Annotated in this window: 14 protein-coding genes; 12 read left to right on the top strand and 2 right to left on the bottom strand. The window is 71.9% G+C overall.

Annotation, left to right across the window (positions count from 1 at the left end; all coding sequences use genetic code 11):
- Positions 1-13: 13 nt before the first annotated feature.
- The 9 genes from ACIQIB_RS23380 to ACIQIB_RS23340 all read left to right on the top strand — a co-directional run bounded on the left by ACIQIB_RS23380 (position 14) and on the right by ACIQIB_RS23340 (position 11,395).
- Entirely contained in the window at positions 14-1,633 is a 1,620-nt protein-coding gene (locus tag ACIQIB_RS23380) for a sugar ABC transporter ATP-binding protein (RefSeq protein ID WP_400760268.1), read from the top strand.
- On the top strand, positions 1,626-2,585 hold the full coding sequence (locus tag ACIQIB_RS23375; RefSeq protein WP_363608417.1) for an ABC transporter permease: 960 nt from the start codon (positions 1,626-1,628) through the stop codon (positions 2,583-2,585). The genes ACIQIB_RS23380 and ACIQIB_RS23375 overlap by 8 nt, the downstream gene beginning before the upstream one ends.
- Positions 2,582-3,592, top strand: coding sequence for an ABC transporter permease (locus tag ACIQIB_RS23370; RefSeq protein WP_363608415.1), 1,011 nt, complete (start codon positions 2,582-2,584; stop codon positions 3,590-3,592). The genes ACIQIB_RS23375 and ACIQIB_RS23370 overlap by 4 nt, the downstream gene beginning before the upstream one ends.
- Positions 3,593-3,643: 51 nt before the next feature.
- Positions 3,644-4,531, top strand: coding sequence for a 3-hydroxy-5-phosphonooxypentane-2,4-dione thiolase (gene lsrF, locus ACIQIB_RS23365; RefSeq protein ID WP_363608413.1), 888 nt, complete (start codon positions 3,644-3,646; stop codon positions 4,529-4,531).
- A gap of 66 nt (positions 4,532-4,597) precedes the next feature.
- Positions 4,598-6,256 (top strand): glycerol-3-phosphate dehydrogenase/oxidase, encoded by a 1,659-nt coding sequence (locus tag ACIQIB_RS23360; protein ID WP_400760267.1) that lies wholly within the window; start codon positions 4,598-4,600, stop codon positions 6,254-6,256.
- The gene (locus ACIQIB_RS23355; RefSeq protein ID WP_400760265.1) at positions 6,253-7,767 is read left to right on the top strand and encodes an FGGY-family carbohydrate kinase; all 1,515 of its coding nucleotides are present in this window, start codon (positions 6,253-6,255) and stop codon (positions 7,765-7,767) included. Before ACIQIB_RS23360 ends, ACIQIB_RS23355 begins: the two co-directional genes overlap by 4 nt.
- A gap of 536 nt (positions 7,768-8,303) precedes the next feature.
- Positions 8,304-9,038: an alpha/beta hydrolase gene (locus ACIQIB_RS23350; RefSeq protein WP_363608407.1), complete on the top strand. Its 735-nt coding sequence runs from the start codon at positions 8,304-8,306 to the stop codon at positions 9,036-9,038.
- A gap of 477 nt (positions 9,039-9,515) precedes the next feature.
- Positions 9,516-10,490, top strand: a complete 975-nt coding sequence (locus tag ACIQIB_RS23345; protein ID WP_363608405.1) for an SDR family NAD(P)-dependent oxidoreductase — start codon at positions 9,516-9,518, stop codon at positions 10,488-10,490.
- A 365-nt stretch (positions 10,491-10,855) separates the two neighbouring features.
- Entirely contained in the window at positions 10,856-11,395 is a 540-nt protein-coding gene (locus ACIQIB_RS23340) for a hypothetical protein (protein ID WP_400760262.1), read from the top strand.
- A 10-nt stretch (positions 11,396-11,405) separates the two neighbouring features.
- Here ACIQIB_RS23340 and ACIQIB_RS23335 read toward each other — a convergent pair whose 3' ends face one another.
- On the bottom strand, positions 11,406-13,367 hold the full coding sequence (locus tag ACIQIB_RS23335; protein ID WP_400760260.1) for a LysR family transcriptional regulator: 1,962 nt from the start codon (positions 13,365-13,367) through the stop codon (positions 11,406-11,408).
- On the opposite strand from ACIQIB_RS23335, the gene ACIQIB_RS23330 reads away from it, so the two are divergent.
- Both ACIQIB_RS23330 and ACIQIB_RS23325 read left to right on the top strand, forming a co-directional pair.
- Entirely contained in the window at positions 13,360-13,557 is a 198-nt protein-coding gene (locus tag ACIQIB_RS23330) for a hypothetical protein (RefSeq protein WP_400760257.1), read from the top strand. The two genes, ACIQIB_RS23335 and ACIQIB_RS23330, sit on opposite strands and share 8 nt — an antisense overlap.
- A gap of 52 nt (positions 13,558-13,609) precedes the next feature.
- Positions 13,610-15,229 (top strand): MFS transporter, encoded by a 1,620-nt coding sequence (locus ACIQIB_RS23325; protein WP_400760255.1) that lies wholly within the window; start codon positions 13,610-13,612, stop codon positions 15,227-15,229.
- Between the two features lie 65 nt (positions 15,230-15,294).
- Here the strand turns inward: ACIQIB_RS23325 and ACIQIB_RS23320 are convergent, their stop codons facing one another.
- Entirely contained in the window at positions 15,295-15,969 is a 675-nt protein-coding gene (locus tag ACIQIB_RS23320) for a helix-turn-helix domain-containing protein (protein WP_400760253.1), read from the bottom strand.
- Positions 15,970-16,257: 288 nt separating this feature from the next.
- Between ACIQIB_RS23320 and ACIQIB_RS23315 the strand changes: the two genes are divergently transcribed.
- Complete coding sequence (locus tag ACIQIB_RS23315; RefSeq protein WP_363608397.1) at positions 16,258-17,127, top strand: universal stress protein; 870 nt, start codon at positions 16,258-16,260, stop codon at positions 17,125-17,127.
- Positions 17,128-17,148: the final 21 nt, after the last annotated feature.

The following is a 17,148-nucleotide window of genomic DNA, read 5'->3' as shown; positions in this document are numbered from 1 at the left end:
CCAGGAGCGAGGCATGCACGTCGACAAGCTGCCGGCGGGACCATCCGCCGTCCCGCCGGGGAAGAACCAGGACCCCCGCGCCGTGACCGTGGTCGCCGCACGCGGCGTCACCAAGAGCTACGGTCCCACCCGCGCGCTCAACGGGGTGGACCTCGCGGTCCACGCCGGCGAGGTGCTCGGCCTGGTCGGCCACAACGGCGCCGGCAAGAGCACCCTCATGCGGGTTCTCGCCGGTCTGGAGGGCTGCGACCAGGGCACGGTCACCGTCCTGGACCGACAGGTCCCCGGCGGAACCCGGCCCCGCGAACAGGACTTCCGCACCGTCCGGATGGCGTACCAGGAGACCTCGCTCTGCCCCGACCTCACCGTGGCGGAGAACATCTGGCTCTCCTCGCGCCACTGCCTGCCCCGGACCCGCCCGCGGCGGGCCGCCGCCGAGGCGGTGCGGCAGCGGCTGGACGAGATGTTCCCCGGCCACGGCGTGTCACCCCGCGACCGGGTCGAGGACCTCACGCTCGCCCAGCGGCAGATGGTCGAGATCACGCGGGCCGGCCTGGCCCATCCGCTGAACCTGCTGATCCTCGACGAGCCGACCGAGTCGCTCGGCCCGGACGCCGCGCAGTCGCTGTACGCGTACGTCCGCACCCTCACCGCCCGCGGCACCGCCGTCCTGCTCATCTCGCACCGCATCCGCGAGGTGCTGTCGGTGGCCGACCGGGTCGCGGTGCTGCGCGACGGCGCCGTCGCCGAGGACCGCCCGGCGGCCGGACTCCGCGAGGACGACGTGCTGGCCCTCATGGGCGCCGACGTGGCACCCCGCGGCGCGGCCCGGGGGGCGGGCCCGGCCACCGGGGCGGCGCCCGCGGCCGACGGCCCCGTGGTGGCCCAACTGCGCGACGCCACCGGACCCGGCCTGCACGGCGTCAGCCTGCGCGTCGCCAAGGGCGAAGTGGTGGGCCTGGCCGGGCTGGCCGGGCAGGGCCAGCAGCAGGTACTCGAACGCCTCTGGCACCCGGTACGCCGCGACACCAAGGTGCACGGCACCCGGGCGTTCGTCCCGGGCGACCGGCAGCGCTCCGGCGTCCTGCCGCTGTGGACCGTCGCGGACAACCTCATCGTCTCGGGCATGCGCTCCCTCGCCCGGTACGGGCTCCGCCGGACCGCCGAGGAACGCGCCGTCGTCCAGGACTGGGTCGGGAAGCTGTCGATCCGGGGCGGCGCCGACGCCGCGATGACCGCGCTGAGCGGCGGCAACCAGCAGAAGGTGATCGTCGCCCGCGCCTTCGCCTCCTCGGCCGACCTGGTGCTGCTGGACGACCCCTTCCGGGGCGTCGACGTGCACACCAAGACCGACCTGTACAGCCTGATCCGAACCGAGGCGGCCCAGGGGCGCAGCGTCGTCTGGTACTCCAGCGAGAACGCCGAGATGGCGCACTGCGACCGGGTCTACGTCTTCCGGGCCGGCCGGGTCGTCGCCGAACTGGCCGGGGCCGAGATATCCGAAGAACGGATCATCGCCGTCTCCTTCGACGAGTCCGCCCCCCACCCGGCGCCCGAGCCGCCGCCCGCCCCCCACCCGACGGCCGCCCCTCAGGCGGCCGGGAGCCCAGCCGGAGCACACCGCCATGACTGATGTCCTCACGTCGGCCCTGCCGACCAGAGCCGGGCTGCACAGAGCCGCACCGGCCGCGGTCAGCGCCATCGCCCTGGCCGCCATGATCGGGGTCTGCGCCTCCCTCCAGTCCGGGGTGCTGACCGTCCCGGGGCTCACGCTGGTGCTGTCCGCGACCGTGCCCCTGGTCTTCGCGGCCCAGGCCCAGATGATGCTGATGTCGGTCGGCGACATCGACCTCGGGATCGGCTCCTTCGTCGGCCTGGTCACCGTCGTCGCCGCCACCCGGCTGGTCACCTCTCCCCTGGTCGGAGCGCTGATGCTGCTGGCGCTGGTGGCCGGGTACGCCGTGCTGGGCGCGCTCATCCACCTGCGCCGGGTGCCCTCGCTGATCGCCACGCTCGGCGCCTCGTTCATCTGGCTGGGCCTGGGGCTGTTCCTGCTGCCCACCCCGGGCGGGACCACCCCCGAGTGGCTGGCGCGGTTCGGCGCCTGGCAGCCGAGCGGGTTCCCCGCACCGCTGCTGCCGATCATCGCGGTCGCCGCGCTGACGTACCTGCTGACCGGGCGCAGCTCGGTGGGCGTGCGCATCCGCGCCCTGGGCAGCAACACCACCGCGCTGGAGCGCGCCGGGCTGAGCCCGCTGACCTCCCGGGTGGCCGTCTACGCCGTGGCGGGCGTCCTCGGGGTGCTGTCCGGGCTGCTGCTGGCCTCGCAGACCGGCGGCGGCGATGTCTCGTCGGCCTCCAGCTACACCCTGGTCACCGTGGCCGCGGTGATCCTCGGCGGCGGAAGCTTCCGCGGTGGGAGCGCCGTGCCGTGGGGCGTGGCCATCGGTGGCGTCACCCTCGGCCTGGTCAGCGTCACGCTCAGCCTGCTCAACGTGCCGTCCAACATGCAGTCGGCCGTCCAGGGCGGCATCGTGCTGGCCGTCCTCGCCGGCCGGGCCGTGATCGGGAGGGTGCTGCGATGAACCTCCGTGCGCTCTTCACCCGCCCCTGGATCTGGGGATTCCTCGCGGCCCTGCTGGTCTGGCTGGTCATCCTGGCGGTCTCCGGCCAGGGCGGCGGCCAGACGGTCTCCCTCGCGCTGTCGCTGGCGCCGTACCTCGTCCTCGTCGGCGTCGGTCAGATGCTCGTGGTCACCGCCGGGCCGGGCAACATCGACGTGTCGGTGGGGCCGGTCATCTCGCTGGCCGGGTTCGTCTCCGTCGCGGCCGCCTCCACCACCGGCTCGGTGACGCTCGGCATCCTCGCCGGGATCGCGGCGGGCCTCGCGGTGGCCACCGTCAGTGCGACGGCGATCCTCGGCCTCTCGATGCCGCCGATCATCGCCACCCTGGCCACCGGCCTGATGGCCTCGTCCTGCACGCTGGTCATGGCCGAAGGCTTCACCGCGGTACCCGACTCAGGGCTGCGCCGGCTGCTCAACCTGCGCCCGGCGGGCGTGCCGCTGACGGCCGTCGCCGTCGCGGTGCTGACCGTGCTGATCGTGCTGCTGCTGCGCGGAACCACGTACGGCCGGTCGCTGACCGCGATCGGCCAGAGCGCCCGCGCCGCCGAGCGGGCCGGTATCCCCGTCACCCGGGTGCTCGCCGCGACCTACCTGGCCAGCGGCGCGCTGGCCGGGCTCGCTGGAGCCCTGCTGGCCACCTACATCGCGCCCGCCCCCGACCTGGGGACCCGCTACCTGCTGGACTCGATCGCGGTCGTGGTCATCGGCGGGACGCTCATCTCCGGCGGCCGGGCGGTGCCGGTCGGCATCTGGGGCGGCGCACTGTTCTTCATCCTGCTGGACGGCCTGGTCAACCTGGTCGGCTGGAGCACCGCCGCGCAGAACCTGCTCAAGGGCTCCCTCGTCCTCTTCGTCCTCTTCCTGGCGGGCGGGGGAGGCCGCACCGGCCGCACCCCCCTTCGCCGCACCGGGCACCGACCACCCGTCCCGGGCGCGTCCGCCACCCCGACCAACCCCGACAACTGACCTCCGACAACTGACCCCCGACAACCCAGACACGTACAGGAGTACACACCCATGGCTGACACCGACGCCTTGATCGAGGCCCGCGACTTCGGCGGGGCCCAGGCCGCCGCGGGCACCTTCCACGTCAAGGGCGCCCACGCCCAGGACTGGGGCCTGCAGAACCGGCTCTCCCGGATCTTCCGCCGGGACACCGGCCGCACGGTGATGCTCGCGTTCGACCACGGCTACTTCCTCGGCCCGATGGCCGGCCTGGAACGCCTGGACACCAACATCGCCCCGCTCGTCCCCGACGCGGACGCGATCATGATGACCCGGGGTGCGCTGCGCACCAGCATCCCCTCGCACAGTGAGGCAGGGATCGTGCTGCGCGCCAGCGGCGGCCCGAGCGTGCTGCGTGACCTCTCGGACGAGCACATCGCCCTGGACATGGAGGACGCGGTCCGGCTGAACGCCGCCGCCGTGGCCACCCAGGTCTTCATCGGCGCCGAGCACGAGTCGCGCTCGGTGCGCAACCTGGCCGCCCTGGTGGACGCCGGTCAGCGGCACGGCATCGCCGTCCTCGGCGTCACCGCGGTCGGCAAGGACATGGTCCGCGACGCCCGCTACTTCCGGCTGGCCACCCGGATCAGCGCCGAGATGGGCGCGCACGTCGTCAAGACCTACTACGTGGAGCAGGGCTTCGAGACGGTCACCGCGGCCTGCCCGGTGCCGATCATCGTGGCGGGCGGCAAGAAGCTGCCCGAGCTGGACGCCCTGACCATGGCCTACCGCTCCGTCCAGGAGGGCGCGGCCGGTGTGGACATGGGCCGCAACATCTTCCAGAGCGAGCACCCGGCCGCCATGCTCGCGGCCGTCCGGGCCGTCGTGCACGACGAGGTCAAGCCCGAAGAGGCGTACGAGCTGTTCCGGGAACAGTCCGCCGGCTCCGCCTCCGCCTGACCCTGCACGGGTGCCGGTCCCGGTGCGAACCACCGGGACCGGCACCCCTCACCTCCGGGAGCTCCCATGTCGCACCATCCCTCCAACGGCGAGGACATCGTCGACCTCGCCGTCGTCGGAGCCGGGATCAACGGGCTGGCCATCGCCCGCGACGCTGCGGCCCGCGGCCTGCGCGTCGTCGTGGTCGACCGCGCCGATGTCGGCTCCGGCACCACCAGCACGTCCAGCCGGCTCATCCACGGCGGCCTGAAGTACCTCGAACGCTACGACTTCACCCTGGTCCACGAGTCCATCCGGGAACGCCACCTGCTGTTCCGCAGCGCCCCGCACCTGGTCCGCGACTACCCCATGCTCATCCCCTTCTACGCCGGCAACAGCAGGCCCGGGATCCTGATCCGGCTCGGCCTCGCCGTGTTCGACGCCCTGGCGGCGCGCCGGGGGCGCGGCCTCAGCCGCACCGTGACCAACCACCGGGTGGCCCAGCGCTGGCCGCACCTGTCCAGAAAGGGCCTGCGGGGTGCGGCGCTCTTCCACGACGCGCAGGTCCCGTGGGCGGAGCGGCTCTGCGTCGAACTGTTCCTGGACGCCCGCCACCTCGGCGCCCGGGTCCTGACCTACACCACCGTCACCGGGCTCATCCGGGACGGCGCGCGCGTGACCGGCCTGCGGACCCGCGACAACCGGACCGGCGAGGAACAGGAGATCCGGGCCCGCCTCACCGTGAACGCCGCCGGCCCGTGGATCGACCACGTCCTCGAAGGGCAGATCGCCTCCAAGCGGCTCAACGGCGGCACCAAGGGCAGCCATGTCATCGTGGACCCCTTCCCGGGGGCCCCGAAGACCTGCATCTTCTTCGAAGCCGCAGCCGACCAGCGGCCGATCTTCGTCCTTCCCTGGGAAGGCCGCTACATGCTGGGCAGCACCGACCTCACCTACGAGGGCGACCTGGACGAGGTCGTGGCCAGCGAGGCGGAGATCGACTACCTGCTCGACGAGACCAACCGGATCTTCCCCGGCGCCGGGCTCACCCCCGACGACGTGCTCTACAGCGTGTCCGGCATCCGCCCCCTGCCCTACGCCGCCGACGTCACCGACAACGCCAAGATCAGCCGCGGCCACACGGTACTGGACCACGCCCCGGCCCACCCCGGCCTGCTCACCGTCATCGGAGGCAAACTCACCACCCACCGCGCGCTCGCCGAGGACGTCACCGACAAGGCGCTCAAGGTCATGGGACGCGCCCCACGGCGCTGCACCACCCGCACCCGCCCGTTCCCCGGCGCGGACACCGCGCAGTGGGAGGCGTTCCGCGAGGACTTCCTCAGCTCCCCGGTACTCACCCCGGCCCAGCGACGCCGGCTGCTCGACGTCTACGGCGTACGGGCCCGGCGGGTGCTGGCGCTCGCCGAGGCCGACCCCGGGCTGCTGGAGGTCGTCGACGAGGAATCGGGGGCGATCGCCGCCGAGGTGGCCGTCGCGGTCGTCGACGAGGGAGCCGTCACCCTGGGGGACATCATGCTGCGGCGTACCCTCGTCGGCCTGGGCGGCGACATGGGCCGAGCCGCGGCCGCCCGCTGCGCCGGGATCGCCGCGCGGTACCTGGGCTGGGACGACGAACGGATCGCCGCGGAGATCGCGGCCTACGACACGGAGCTGCGGCGCTTCCGTCCCCGGGGCCTGAAGACCCCGGCGACCGCCGCGACCGGCGACAGGAGACCACAGTGACCACCTGCTACATCGGTGTCGACGTCGGGCTGACCGCGACGAAGGCCGCCGCCTTCGACGCACAGGGCCGTGAGCTGTACGTCGTCACCGCCCGGACACCGCGCACCTGCGTCACCGCGCACCGCCACGACGTGGACATGGTCCTGCTGGCCGACACGGTGCTGTCGCTGCTGGCCGAGCTGAACGCGAAGCTGACGGCCGACGGCTGGACCCCGGCCGGCCTCGGCGTCGCGGCGCACGGCAACGGCCTCTACCCGGTCGACGCCGAGCTGCGGCCGGTGGGCCCCGCCATCGCCTCCTCCGACACCCGGGCGCAGCGGATCGTGGACGCGATCTCCCCCGAGGCGGCCGCCCGGCTCGCCGCGGAGACCGGTTCCATCCCGTGGGCGGCCCAGCCCGCGGTGCTGCTGCGGTGGCTGCGCGACCACGAGCCACAGGCCTACCGGGCCACCCGATGGGCGCTGTCCTGCAAGGACTGGGTGACCTCCCAGCTCACCGGGGTCGCCAGCGCCGACTACAGCGACGCCAGCGCCTTCGGCATGGTCGTCCTGGACACCCGCCGGTACACCACCACCGCGCTGGACCTGGTCGGCCTGCCGGCCGCGGACCTGGACCGCTTCCCCGCGCTGCGGCCCTCCGGTGAGGTGGTCGCCGGGCTGACCGCGCGGGCAGCGGCCCGCACGGGCCTGGCCGAGGGGCTGCCGGTCATCGCGGGCGCCATGGACTGCGTGGCGGCCACCCTGGGCACGGGAGGCCACGAACTGGGCGACGTCACGGTCATCGTGGGCACCTGGGCGATCAACGGCGCGGTGGTGCCGGCCCGGACCCCGGCGCCCAAGGTCACCCTCAGTGCCCTGCTGCCGGACCCCGGCCGGATGCTCGCGATGGAGGTGGCCCCGACCTCGGCCGCCAACCTGGAGTGGCTGGCCGCCGCCGCGGTGCCGCACGACCGGGCCGACCGGGTGCCGCCGACGGAACTGCTGCGAGAGGCGGCCGGGGTCCGGCCGGGCGCGGACGGCCTGCTGTTCCTGCCCTTCGTGAACGGCGCGCCCGAGCATCCCGCCGCGTCCGGGACCTTCCTGGGCATCTCCGGTGTGCACCGGCGCGGCCACCTGACCCGCGCGGTCATCGAGGGCGTCGCCCAGTACCACCGCGTACAGCTCGACCGGCTCGTGGCCAGCGGGGCGGACGTGGCCGACCGCCCCTGGCGGATCGCGGGCGGAGGCGCCCGCTCCGAGGTCTGGGCGCAGATCTTCGCCGACGTGCTGGGCCGCCCCGTCCGACGCCAGCTCACCAGCGAGCTGGGGGCACGGGGAGTGGCCTCCCTGCTGCCTGCCGCGCTCTCCCACGGGCTCCAGCCGTGGTCGGTGGGCGACGCGGACGACCTCTGCGTGCGCCCCGGTCCCGACCGTGCCGCCTACCTGCGCCAGGCCGAGGTCTTCGACCGGTGCCTGGCGTCCCTGCCGGTCACCTGGCAGAACGTCGACCAGTACCGGACCGCGACCGCGTAGCCCCTCCGCGCCCACCCCCGGGGACGCCGTCCGGCACCGCCACGCCGGCACCTCCTTCGTGGTGGTCCTGGAACGGGGCTCCTGGCCTCCGGGCCCGGCATGACTGTTGCCCCTGCCGATCGGACGACCCGGGGGTGGTGTCAACCGGGCCCGGAACACCGCCTGACCGCTGATGAGAGGCCTGAGCAGCCGCGCAAGGTGGACCTGCGGATCGGGGCCGGGCCCGAAGCCCTGTTCCAGGCTCTCCTGGCAGTCGGCGGCCTGCCCGGGCGTCGGCTGCCAGGTGTCAGGGTCGAATCCGAGCGTCAGGGTGCCGCCGAGGGCGGGCAGTCTCCGGCATCCGGTCACGGAGCCTCCGCAAGAACCCGTTTGGCGAACCTCGGTGACCATTGCTAGCTTTGCCGGAGGCCGTGCGAGAGAACAAGGAGGTGGTACCCGTGACCGTATCGACATGGGTGCTCTCCTCCGGGGTCACGGTCGGGCGATAGGTCGTCGTCCGGGAGCGCCGTTCCAGTGCACTCCCGAAAGGCACGACCGTGCATTTCATTTCTGAGCAGCGCCTCGATGACGGCGTCCTCGAGCGCGAATTCACCCTCGGTGAGATCCCCGGCATCCTGTGGACGCCCGGATCCGCATCCGCACCGGCGCCGCTGATCCTGCTCGGCCACCCTCCCCTCGGGCTGCGCAAGATGTACCCCCGACTGGTGGCGCGGGCCCGGCACGCCGCGGCGGATGGCTTCGCCACGGCCACCATCGAGCTCCCGGGGAGTGGTGACCGGCCCCGTTGGCCCGCCGCCGAGCAGGCCCGCGCCGACCTGCGCCGGGCCATGGAGGCCGGCGAGCCGGTCAGCGGCGAGATCATCGACGCCCTCGTCCTCCCGCTGGTCGAAAAGTCGGTCCCGGAATGGCAGGCCGCCCTGGACGCCCTCCTGTCGCTGCCCGAGATCGGCGGCCCGGTCGGGTACTCGGGGGGAGTGATCTCCATCGGCGTTCGCCTTGCGGTGGTCGAGCCGCGCATCGTGGCCGCCGGCTTCTTCGCCGGGAGTTTCGTGCCTCGCGCCATGTTCGAGGAGGCCCGCCAGGTCACCATTCCGCTGCACGTCCTGCTGCAGTGGGACGACGAAGGCAACGACCGGCAGGCGGCGCTGGACCTGTTCGACGCCTTCGGCTCCAAGGAGAAGTCCCTGCACGCCAATATGGGCGGGCACACGGGCGTCCCGCAGTTCGCAGGGGAGGGCGCCGCCGGGTTCTTCGCTCGGCATCTGCGCTAGCCACGGGCCGGCTCCACCGCCGGGGCAGTAGACGGTAGGCGGTACCGGCCAGCCGCTCATCAAGGGCAGGCCCTGGCCCTCCTCGATGGCGGTGGCCGGCAGATGCACAACCGCCCCGATCGCGACGGTACCGGCCACCGCTGGTACCGGCCGGTCGGGGCGGCGTGAGGGTGTGGACGCCCAGGTTCGGTGTCAACCGCCTCGATTGGATGACAGGGCTGACCGTTCGCAAGGAATTCAGTCGCCGGGGATCCCGCTGACCTGTGCCGACTCGGTCGGATGAGACACACATGTGTCGGGTACGGAGATCGGCTGCGACGGATGACGGGCCCACGCGATGCCGGTCGGCTGTCAGTGGCGACAGCGACCTGTCGGTGGGATGTGAGTTGCCACCGGGACCGTAGGGGCTGGGTGGGACCGGTGGTGAAGGTGCGGCTCCGCCCGCCTCCAGATCACTCCAAGCTCCGGGAGCCCGCCATGCCCTCCGTACCCAAGGCCCCAGTGTGGGACGTTCACCGGCTGCCTCGCGCCGAGGGCAGGAATTTCCTGGTCACCGGCGGCAACGCGGGCATCGGGTACTTCGTCGCCGAGCAGCTCGCCGGCACCGGGGCCACGGTCGTCCTCGGCAGCCGGGCCGAGACGAAGGCCAAAGCCGCGATCGCTTCGATCAGTTCACGTGTCCCCGGCGCCCAGGTGCGGCATCTGCCTCTGGACCTGGCCGACCTCGCATCGCTCAGGACGTCCGTGGACGCGCTCGAACTGGACCGCCTCGACGCGGTCGTCTACAACGCCGGCGTGGCGCTCGACCAGCCGCCGCGCCGTGAGACCAAGGACGGCCACGAGCTGATGTTCGCGACCAACCACCTGGGTCACTTCGCACTCACCCACTGGCTGGCCCCCCTGCTCATGGCAGCCCCAGCGAGTCGGATCGTCACCACGGGCAGCTTCGCGGCCAAGTCCGAACGCCTGGACCTCGACGATCTCCAGAGCACGCACGACTACCAGCCCAAGCGCGCCTATGCGCGGTCGAAGCTGGCCCAGATGTTCTTCGCCTTCGAGCTCGACCGCCGCCTGGACGCCGCCGGCAGCACGACGCTGAGCGTGGTCGCCCACCCCGGCGGCGCGCTCGACTCCCTCACCCCCTCGCGGCCGCCGGTTCAGGTCCGGACCACCGGCGAGCGGCTGCTCGGCCTGCCGCTCGGCCTTCTCGTCCAGGGCAAGGAAGCCGGCGCTTGGCCCACCGTACGCGCCGTGCTCGACCCAGACGTGCGCGGCCGCCAGATGTGGGGCCCCCGGGTGTTCGGGCTGCGCGGCAGGCCCAGGAGCGAACCCCTCTGGAACCACCTGGCCGACACCACGACCGCGGCGCACCTCTGGACGGCCAGCTGTGCCCTGACCGGTGTCGACCCGACGTCTGCCCGTACGACCAGGTTCACCGAGACGGAAGGCTGAACGACTGGGTTCGCTGAGTGAACGACTCGATTGAACGAGATCGGTCAAGGGCGACTGGCTTCACCGTCCAAGGACAGCCCCTCAGGGCACGACGCAGTGAGAATCCGACATCACCTCGCCATCCGAGACCGGAACAGGGTTGTAGGTTCCGGCCACACCTGGCGTGTGGCAGCGCGCTGACCTGGGATACGTGAGTGAGTCCAGATCTATGACGGGGCGAGTCCGCCCGAATCCGATGGCGGATTCCTCAGGGCGGGTGCGAGACTGTGGCGGTTGCACCCCATGGGCCCGTGTCAGGTGGAAACCTCTGCTTTGGCCCGGACCCTTCGAACCAGTACTCCCTCAGTTGAACGGAAGCACCACCGGTGAGCCGTCCCGCGATACCCGACGTGGCCTGGTGGTGCGAGGACCCAGAACGGTGGGAGCTTCTGGAGTTCGACGGACGACACGATGATGACGGTCTGCCCGTCGACGTCCGCTGGGAGGACCGACAACAGGTCCTCGAAGCCCTGATCCTCACGCCCGAACCTGGCATCGGGGACTTCGCCAGGTACCTGCTGGTCCAGGAGACCGAGCGCCACCGGCATTCCTGGGGCTTCAGCCACAGCATCGAGCTCGCAGCTCTGGTGGTCGCCGAGGAGCGCCAGACCGAGGATATCTGGCTCCTGTGGAACGCCGTCTGCAGGAGTTTCGACACCTGGTGCGGACTGCCGCACCGTCTGCTGCTCAGCGCCGGCGTGGCCCGCACTGTCGAGTACGTCAGCAGCTCGAAGCACCCGCAACGGGACAACCTACTGGGGCATCTCGGGCAGATGAATGAGACCAATGACGACGAGGTCGCCCAAGCGCTGACCGAACGGCGTCGCCACTACAGCCAGATCCTCCGCGAGCTGGCTGGGGAGTGAGGCGTCGAGATCATGGTGCAGCGAGTACAGACCCCATCGGCTGGTTGGTGAAGACGAGATCGACATGTTCGAGTACATCCATGGCCTCACCCCTTCCCGGGCCGCTCACCTGTCTGCTCTGGTCAAGGAGTGCCTCCCGCTGCTGGGCGGTGACAGCGGGATGGACTTGGTCCAAGAGCGCCTGTGTGAGCGGGGATCCGGTGTCCTCGAAGCCACCATCGTCACGCGCGAGCTGCTCGGCTTCGACGAGGTATCTCTGCGAGAAGCCCAGGAGATCGTGGTGACAAGCCCTGCCCGCACGGCCAAGTTCAGGGACCTCGATGTGATCGACGACGAAGGCCCGGTCAACGGGGCTGACGCCGTTGTCAGGACTGCACGGAATGATCAGCGCATGCTGATAGCGATGAATGAGGCTGGGCTGCGGGTCAAGAAGCCCTCGAAGCCTGCGATGAGCACCATGGTGGCCAATCTCCGACGCGGAAACTCGTTCCTGATCGTCGAGCGTGTCTCGGAGGAGTCCGACGCCAACTGGTATGTCCAGGTGCGGCTTCGTGACGACAACACATACCAACTGGATTACCGGGACAGCAGTGCCGCCGAGCACTACCAGACCCGGACGATCTCCCAAGAAAAAGTGGTCGCCGCAGTGATCGGGTGGGCTTGCGGAGATCCGGCTTGGAAGGACGCCTTCATGTGGAACAACATCAGCTCTGAGTTCGCAGGTTAGGGCCAGCAGCTGGCCCAACCGCCCTAGGGTCTGTGTGATGTTGTGATCAGCCAGCGGTCGGCAGGAGATCATCGAGGCGCGAAGCTGGAGGCCGCATCGGATCGCTGCAAGGAGGCGCTCGCCGAGTGGAGTGAGTACCAACGGACGCCTTGGACGGTGGAAGAGGTTACCCCCAATCTCTCGTTCGATCCTGTTGAGTTGCGCGAACAGGGTGGAGGAGCGTGCCCCAATTTCTCGGGCTACGCCTGCCATGGATCGGTGGCTGGTCATGACAGCGAAGCGCCGCAGCCTTTCCGGGGCTCCGTAGCCGGTCATGACCTTCTGCAAGATGAGTGGTGCTGCCGTGGCTTTGGCCTGGACAGCGAGTGTGCTGGCATGGCTGGCGCCGTCTCCGGGCCTCATCGGGATATCCAGATTGTGCGCTCTGTAGAGAAGGTTCGAGCCGCTCATCCCGAGCTCCTCGGCGATCTGGTCCAGGGTGCGCCTATTGGTCACGTACGGCTCGTAAAGCCAGGCGCGATCGATCGGCATCGGGGCAGGTCCACCGCGACGGCGCGTGACGATGCTGTACTCGCGGGCGAGGTCGGAGACAGCTCTGCGGCTGAGGTTGTGTTTGTTGGCAATCTTCAGCAGGGAAAGCTGCTGGTCGTAGTAGAGCCCAGCGAATTCGGCCTTGGGAAGGATGCTGCGGGCTTTGCGGCGTAGGTCGCCGTTGGCACGGGCCTGCGAGGGGGCCCTCGGTGCCGAAGACGCCGGGCGCTCGGTGAGCACGTGCCGGACGGTCTCGATGCTCGTTCCGAGGGCTCGGGCCACACGTCCTGTGCTGCTGTCCGGGTTGCGGATCAGCTCGTGGAGGCGTTCCGTTTCCACAGCGTCCGGGTCGTCTCCCGGTAGTTTGAGGCCGACCAGGAGTTCCAGGGGAGGCTGCCAAGTGATGGGCTCCACGATCCCGTGCTCGTAGGAACTTCTGAGCCGCCTGCTCCAGCTCGTCGCGAGATCGGGCGTGAGGTCCGTGATGAAGCTGGCCGGCATGGAACGCTCGGAGGGGGTGGACACGGCCAAGTCGGGGGCTGCGAGATCGGCGGGCATCCCGCTGATTCGTTCGAACAGGACGGCGCGGGCCAGCTTCCGGCGGAGGTTGTGGCCCGGGTGGATACCGCTGCGGCGACTCACCTGCTCCCACAACTCCTCGGGCAGGAGGCCTGTGTAGTCGAGCACGCGGCGACGGTGGTAGTCGATGGGCATCGAGATGGTCCGCCAGCCGGATCAGAGCGGTCGCCAGGACGCGCCAGTCCGCGCCGTCGTGCAGTTGTTGAAGGGCGTGGTGGCTGGTGCGGCTGCCGAGGCAGTTCACCTGGGTGGCCTGGAAGCGGTAGGGCTCGGTGCCGGTCCGGATGAGGGTGCCTCCGGGCGCCCGCCCCCGCCGACCGGCTGACCCCTCCGGCGGGTCGGGGAGCCGCCGGGCGAGGCCGTGGAACGCTACGCCCATGGCAGGCAGTGAAGGCACCTCCCGGCAGGCCGCGGCCGCGACACTCGTACTCCTGACGCTGGCGACCGGACAGTTCCTGATGGCGCTCGACAGCTCCGTCATGAACGTCTCGATCGCGACCGTGGCCAACGACGTGGGCACCACGGTGAGCGGCCTGCAAGGAGCCATCACGGCCTACACGCTCGTCATGGCGATGCTCATGGTCTCCGGCGGCAAGGTAGGCGCCCTCATCGGTCGCAGGCGCGCGTTCATGATCGGCTGCGTCGTCTACGGCTGCGGCTCCCTGACCACGGCGCTCTCCCCGAACCTGACCGTGCTGCTGCTCGGCTGGTCGCTGCTCGAAGGGGTCGGGGCCGCCCTGATCCTGCCCGCGATCGTCGCGCTGGTCGCCGGGAACTTCCCTGCGGAGCGGCGCCCGGCGGCCTACGGCCTGGTCACGGCCGCGGGCGCGGTGGCGATCGCCCTCGGCCCGCTCATCGGCGGCGCCGCGACGACCTTCTTCTCCTGGCGCTGGGTGTTCGCCGCCGAGACCGTGCTGGTGCTGGGCATCCTGCTGCTGGCCCGACGGGTCGCCGACGCGCCGCCCGGCACCCGCCCGCGGATCGACCTGCTGGGCGCCGTCCTCTCCGCGCTGGGCATCGGGCTCTTCGTCCTCGGTGTGCTCCGCTCGGCCACCTGGGGCTGGTTCCGGCCCAAGTCCGACACCGCCGCCTGGTTCGGCCTCTCGCCGGTGGTCTGGCTGATGCTCGCGGGGGTGCTCCTGATCTGGCTGTTCTTCCGCTGGGAGGCCCGCCTCGCGGAGCAGGGCGAGGAACCGCTGGTGGACCCGGCACTACTGACGAACCGTCAGCTCACCGGCGGCCTGGTCGTCTTCTTCTTCCAGTTCCTGGTGCAGATGGGCGTCTTCTTCGTCGTGCCGCTGTACCTGTCCGTCGCGCTCGGGCTCTCCGCGCTCGCCACCGGGGTGCGCATCCTGCCGCTCTCCCTCACCCTGCTGGTCGCCGCGCTCGCGATCCCCCGGCTGCTCCCGGACGTCTCACCACGGCGGGTGGTACGGCTGGGGATCGTCTCGATGGTCCTGGGCGCGGTCGTCCTGATGGCCGGTCTCGACGCGGGCACGGGCGCGGAGGTGGTCACCGTCCCGCTGCTGCTGATCGGGCTCGGCATGGGGGCGCTCGCCTCCCAGCTCGGCGCGGTCACCGTGTCCGCGGTGCCGGACGAGCGGAGCGCCGAGGTCGGCGGCGTGCAGAACACCGTCACCAACCTCGGCGCGTCGATCGGCACCGCGCTCGCCGGGTCGATTCTCATCGCCGTCCTGACCACGTCGTTCCTCACCACCATCGAGCAGAGCCCGGCGATCCCGGACGAGGTCAGGAACCGGGCCGGGGTGGAGCTCTCGGCCGGCGTGCCGTTCCTGTCCGACGCACAGCTGACGGCCGCCCTCGAGCAGGCCGGCGCGGAGTCCGCGGCGGCCCGGGCCGCGCTCGACGCGAACGCCGCCGCGCGGATCGAGGGACTGCGCGCCGCCCTCGCCGTCCTCGCCCTCAGCGGGCTGGTCGCGCTCTTCTTCGTCCACCGGATCCCGACCGAACCGCCCCGCTCCCCCGCACCCGGGTGAGGCACGGAGCCGGGTGCGGAACGCCGGGGACGGCACGGTCCGGATCGCCCCGCCGGGCCATGGGCTCACCCGCCGCCGATCCGACGGCCGGTGATCTCGTCCGGCCGGATCCGCACCCAGACCGCGCGAACGCCACCGGCCCACGGGGCGGTTCCGGGCAGTCCCCGCAGGCGGTCGGCCTCCGCGGGGTCGTCGACGTGCTCGACCCGGCCGAGGAGGAGCACGCTCCAGCCCTGGCTCAGCTGCTCGTCGATGCGGTCGACCTGGAACGAGACGGACGAACCGTCGGCCGGGTCCGTCGGGCCCAAGGCGGCCGTCCGGTAGACGATCGTCCTGGCGTCCACCGCGTAGTTGACCGGGAAGACCGCCGGGGCGGGCTGGACCGGAAGGCCGATCCGGCCGATGCCGTGGGTACCGATCCGCTCCCAGCACTCGGACGCGGTCAGGTGGAAGAGCAGCGGGCGCGCGCCTGCCTCACGCTGCCCCGGCGGCGCGTCGGCACGGCCCTCCAGCAGCTCCCGGTACGTCGTCCGCAGCACGGCGGCGATCCGCGCGAGGCCGGCCGGGTCGAAGGCCGGCCCGGCCTCCAGCAGGTACTGGAGATAGCGCGGCGACATCGCCGCCCGGGACGCCAGCATCTGCTCGCTCAGGCCGAGCAGATCGCGGCGCTCGGTGATCCGCCGGGCGACGGCGGCGGGGTCCGCCCGCCGGGCGTCCTCGAGGTCGGGGTCGTGGTCCACGGTGGCTCCTCGGCTCGCCGGTACCTGTGCCTGTCGCCACGCCCGGACGAGCGCGACCGTGAGGGTGCCGGTGCGGACGTCGTACGTGTCCTGCCGCCCGTCCGGGCCTGGCCGGCCCTCTCCCCCAGCGTTCCCCCTGCGGCCGGTGGCCGCCACGGGGGCCAGTGGGGCCGGGACCCGGCTCCGCAGCCGGCCGGCCCGAGCCCTGGCATCGGGCGCGCCGCGTCCTTAGCGTGGAAACAGGGCCGGAGCCCGGTGTCCCACCCCGCCCTGCCCCATGGAGGAGCCATGACATCCGCCAGCGAGCGCCGGCCGGTCGTGCTGGGCGTCGATGCCGTCACCACGGGTGCGATGACCACCGCCTGGGCCGCCGACGAGGCCGACCGCCGCGGGCTGCCGCTGCGGCTGGTCCACGCGATTCCGACGCCGGTCCACGAGCTGCGCGCGTTCGACGAGGGCCGGTACCACAAAGCGCTGCGCGAGCGCGGCGACGAGGCCCTGGACCGGGCCGCCGGCGTCGCCCGCGAACGGCACCCGGGACTGCCGGTGACCACCGCCGTCGCCGAGGACGTGCCCGCCCTGGTGCTGTGCCGGGAGTCCGCGCACGCCGGCCTCGTGGTCCTCGGTTCACGCCGGCTGAACCGGCTGGAGGAGATGCTGAGCACCTACTCGGTGACCGTCCCGGTGAGCGCCCAGGCCCACTGCCCGGTGGTGGTCGTCCGCGAACCCGAGCACGTCACCCAGGAGCCGCCGTACGTGGTGGTCGGTGTGGACGGCAGCCCGGCGTCGGCGGCCGCCCTCGACTTCGCCTTCGGTCTCGCCGCGAGCCGCCGGGCCGCGCTGCGCGCCCTCTGGGTCTGGCAGATCCGCCTGTTCGGCCGCTCCGACGAGCAGGAGGTCGAGCAGACGCTCCGGCGCCTGCTGTACGAGAGCACGGCCGGCCGGCGCGACCGCCACCCCGAGGTGACGCTCACCCACGAGGTCCTCCGGGACCACCCCGTCGAGGGGCTCGCCCTCGCGTCCGAACACGCCCTCGCCGTCGTCGTGGGCCGCCGGGGGCGCGGCGGCTTCACCGGCATGCGGCTCGGGTCCGTCCCGCACGGCCTGCTGCACCGCGCCCACTGCCCGATCGTCACGGTGCCCGCCTCCCCGCACTGACCCGGGGCCGCTCGGCGGGCA

The sequence above is a fragment of the Kitasatospora sp. NPDC092286 genome (assembly GCF_044755565.1).
Classification (GTDB): Bacteria; Actinomycetota; Actinomycetes; order Streptomycetales; family Streptomycetaceae; genus Kitasatospora.
Note: the sequence above shows the minus strand (reverse complement) of the source record. Positions and strands in the feature narration are given on the sequence as shown.

Bases quoted from the DNA above. Each gene is read 5' to 3' on its own strand.
- ACIQIB_RS23380 (WP_400760268.1), top strand. From the start codon at position 14: ATGCACGTCGACAAGCTGCCGGCGGGACCATCCGCCGTCCCGCCGGGG.
- ACIQIB_RS23375 (WP_363608417.1), top strand. From the start codon at position 1,626: ATGACTGATGTCCTCACGTCGGCCCTGCCGACCAGAGCCGGGCTGCAC.
- ACIQIB_RS23370 (WP_363608415.1), top strand. From the start codon at position 2,582: ATGAACCTCCGTGCGCTCTTCACCCGCCCCTGGATCTGGGGATTCCTC.
- lsrF (WP_363608413.1), top strand. From the start codon at position 3,644: ATGGCTGACACCGACGCCTTGATCGAGGCCCGCGACTTCGGCGGGGCC.
- ACIQIB_RS23360 (WP_400760267.1), top strand. From the start codon at position 4,598: ATGTCGCACCATCCCTCCAACGGCGAGGACATCGTCGACCTCGCCGTC.
- ACIQIB_RS23345 (WP_363608405.1), top strand. From the start codon at position 9,516: ATGCCCTCCGTACCCAAGGCCCCAGTGTGGGACGTTCACCGGCTGCCT.
- ACIQIB_RS23330 (WP_400760257.1), top strand. From the start codon at position 13,360: ATGGGCATCGAGATGGTCCGCCAGCCGGATCAGAGCGGTCGCCAGGAC.
- ACIQIB_RS23335 (WP_400760260.1), bottom strand. From the start codon at position 13,367: ATGCCCATCGACTACCACCGTCGCCGCGTGCTCGACTACACAGGCCTC.
- ACIQIB_RS23325 (WP_400760255.1), top strand. From the start codon at position 13,610: ATGGCAGGCAGTGAAGGCACCTCCCGGCAGGCCGCGGCCGCGACACTC.
- ACIQIB_RS23315 (WP_363608397.1), top strand. From the start codon at position 16,258: ATGACATCCGCCAGCGAGCGCCGGCCGGTCGTGCTGGGCGTCGATGCC.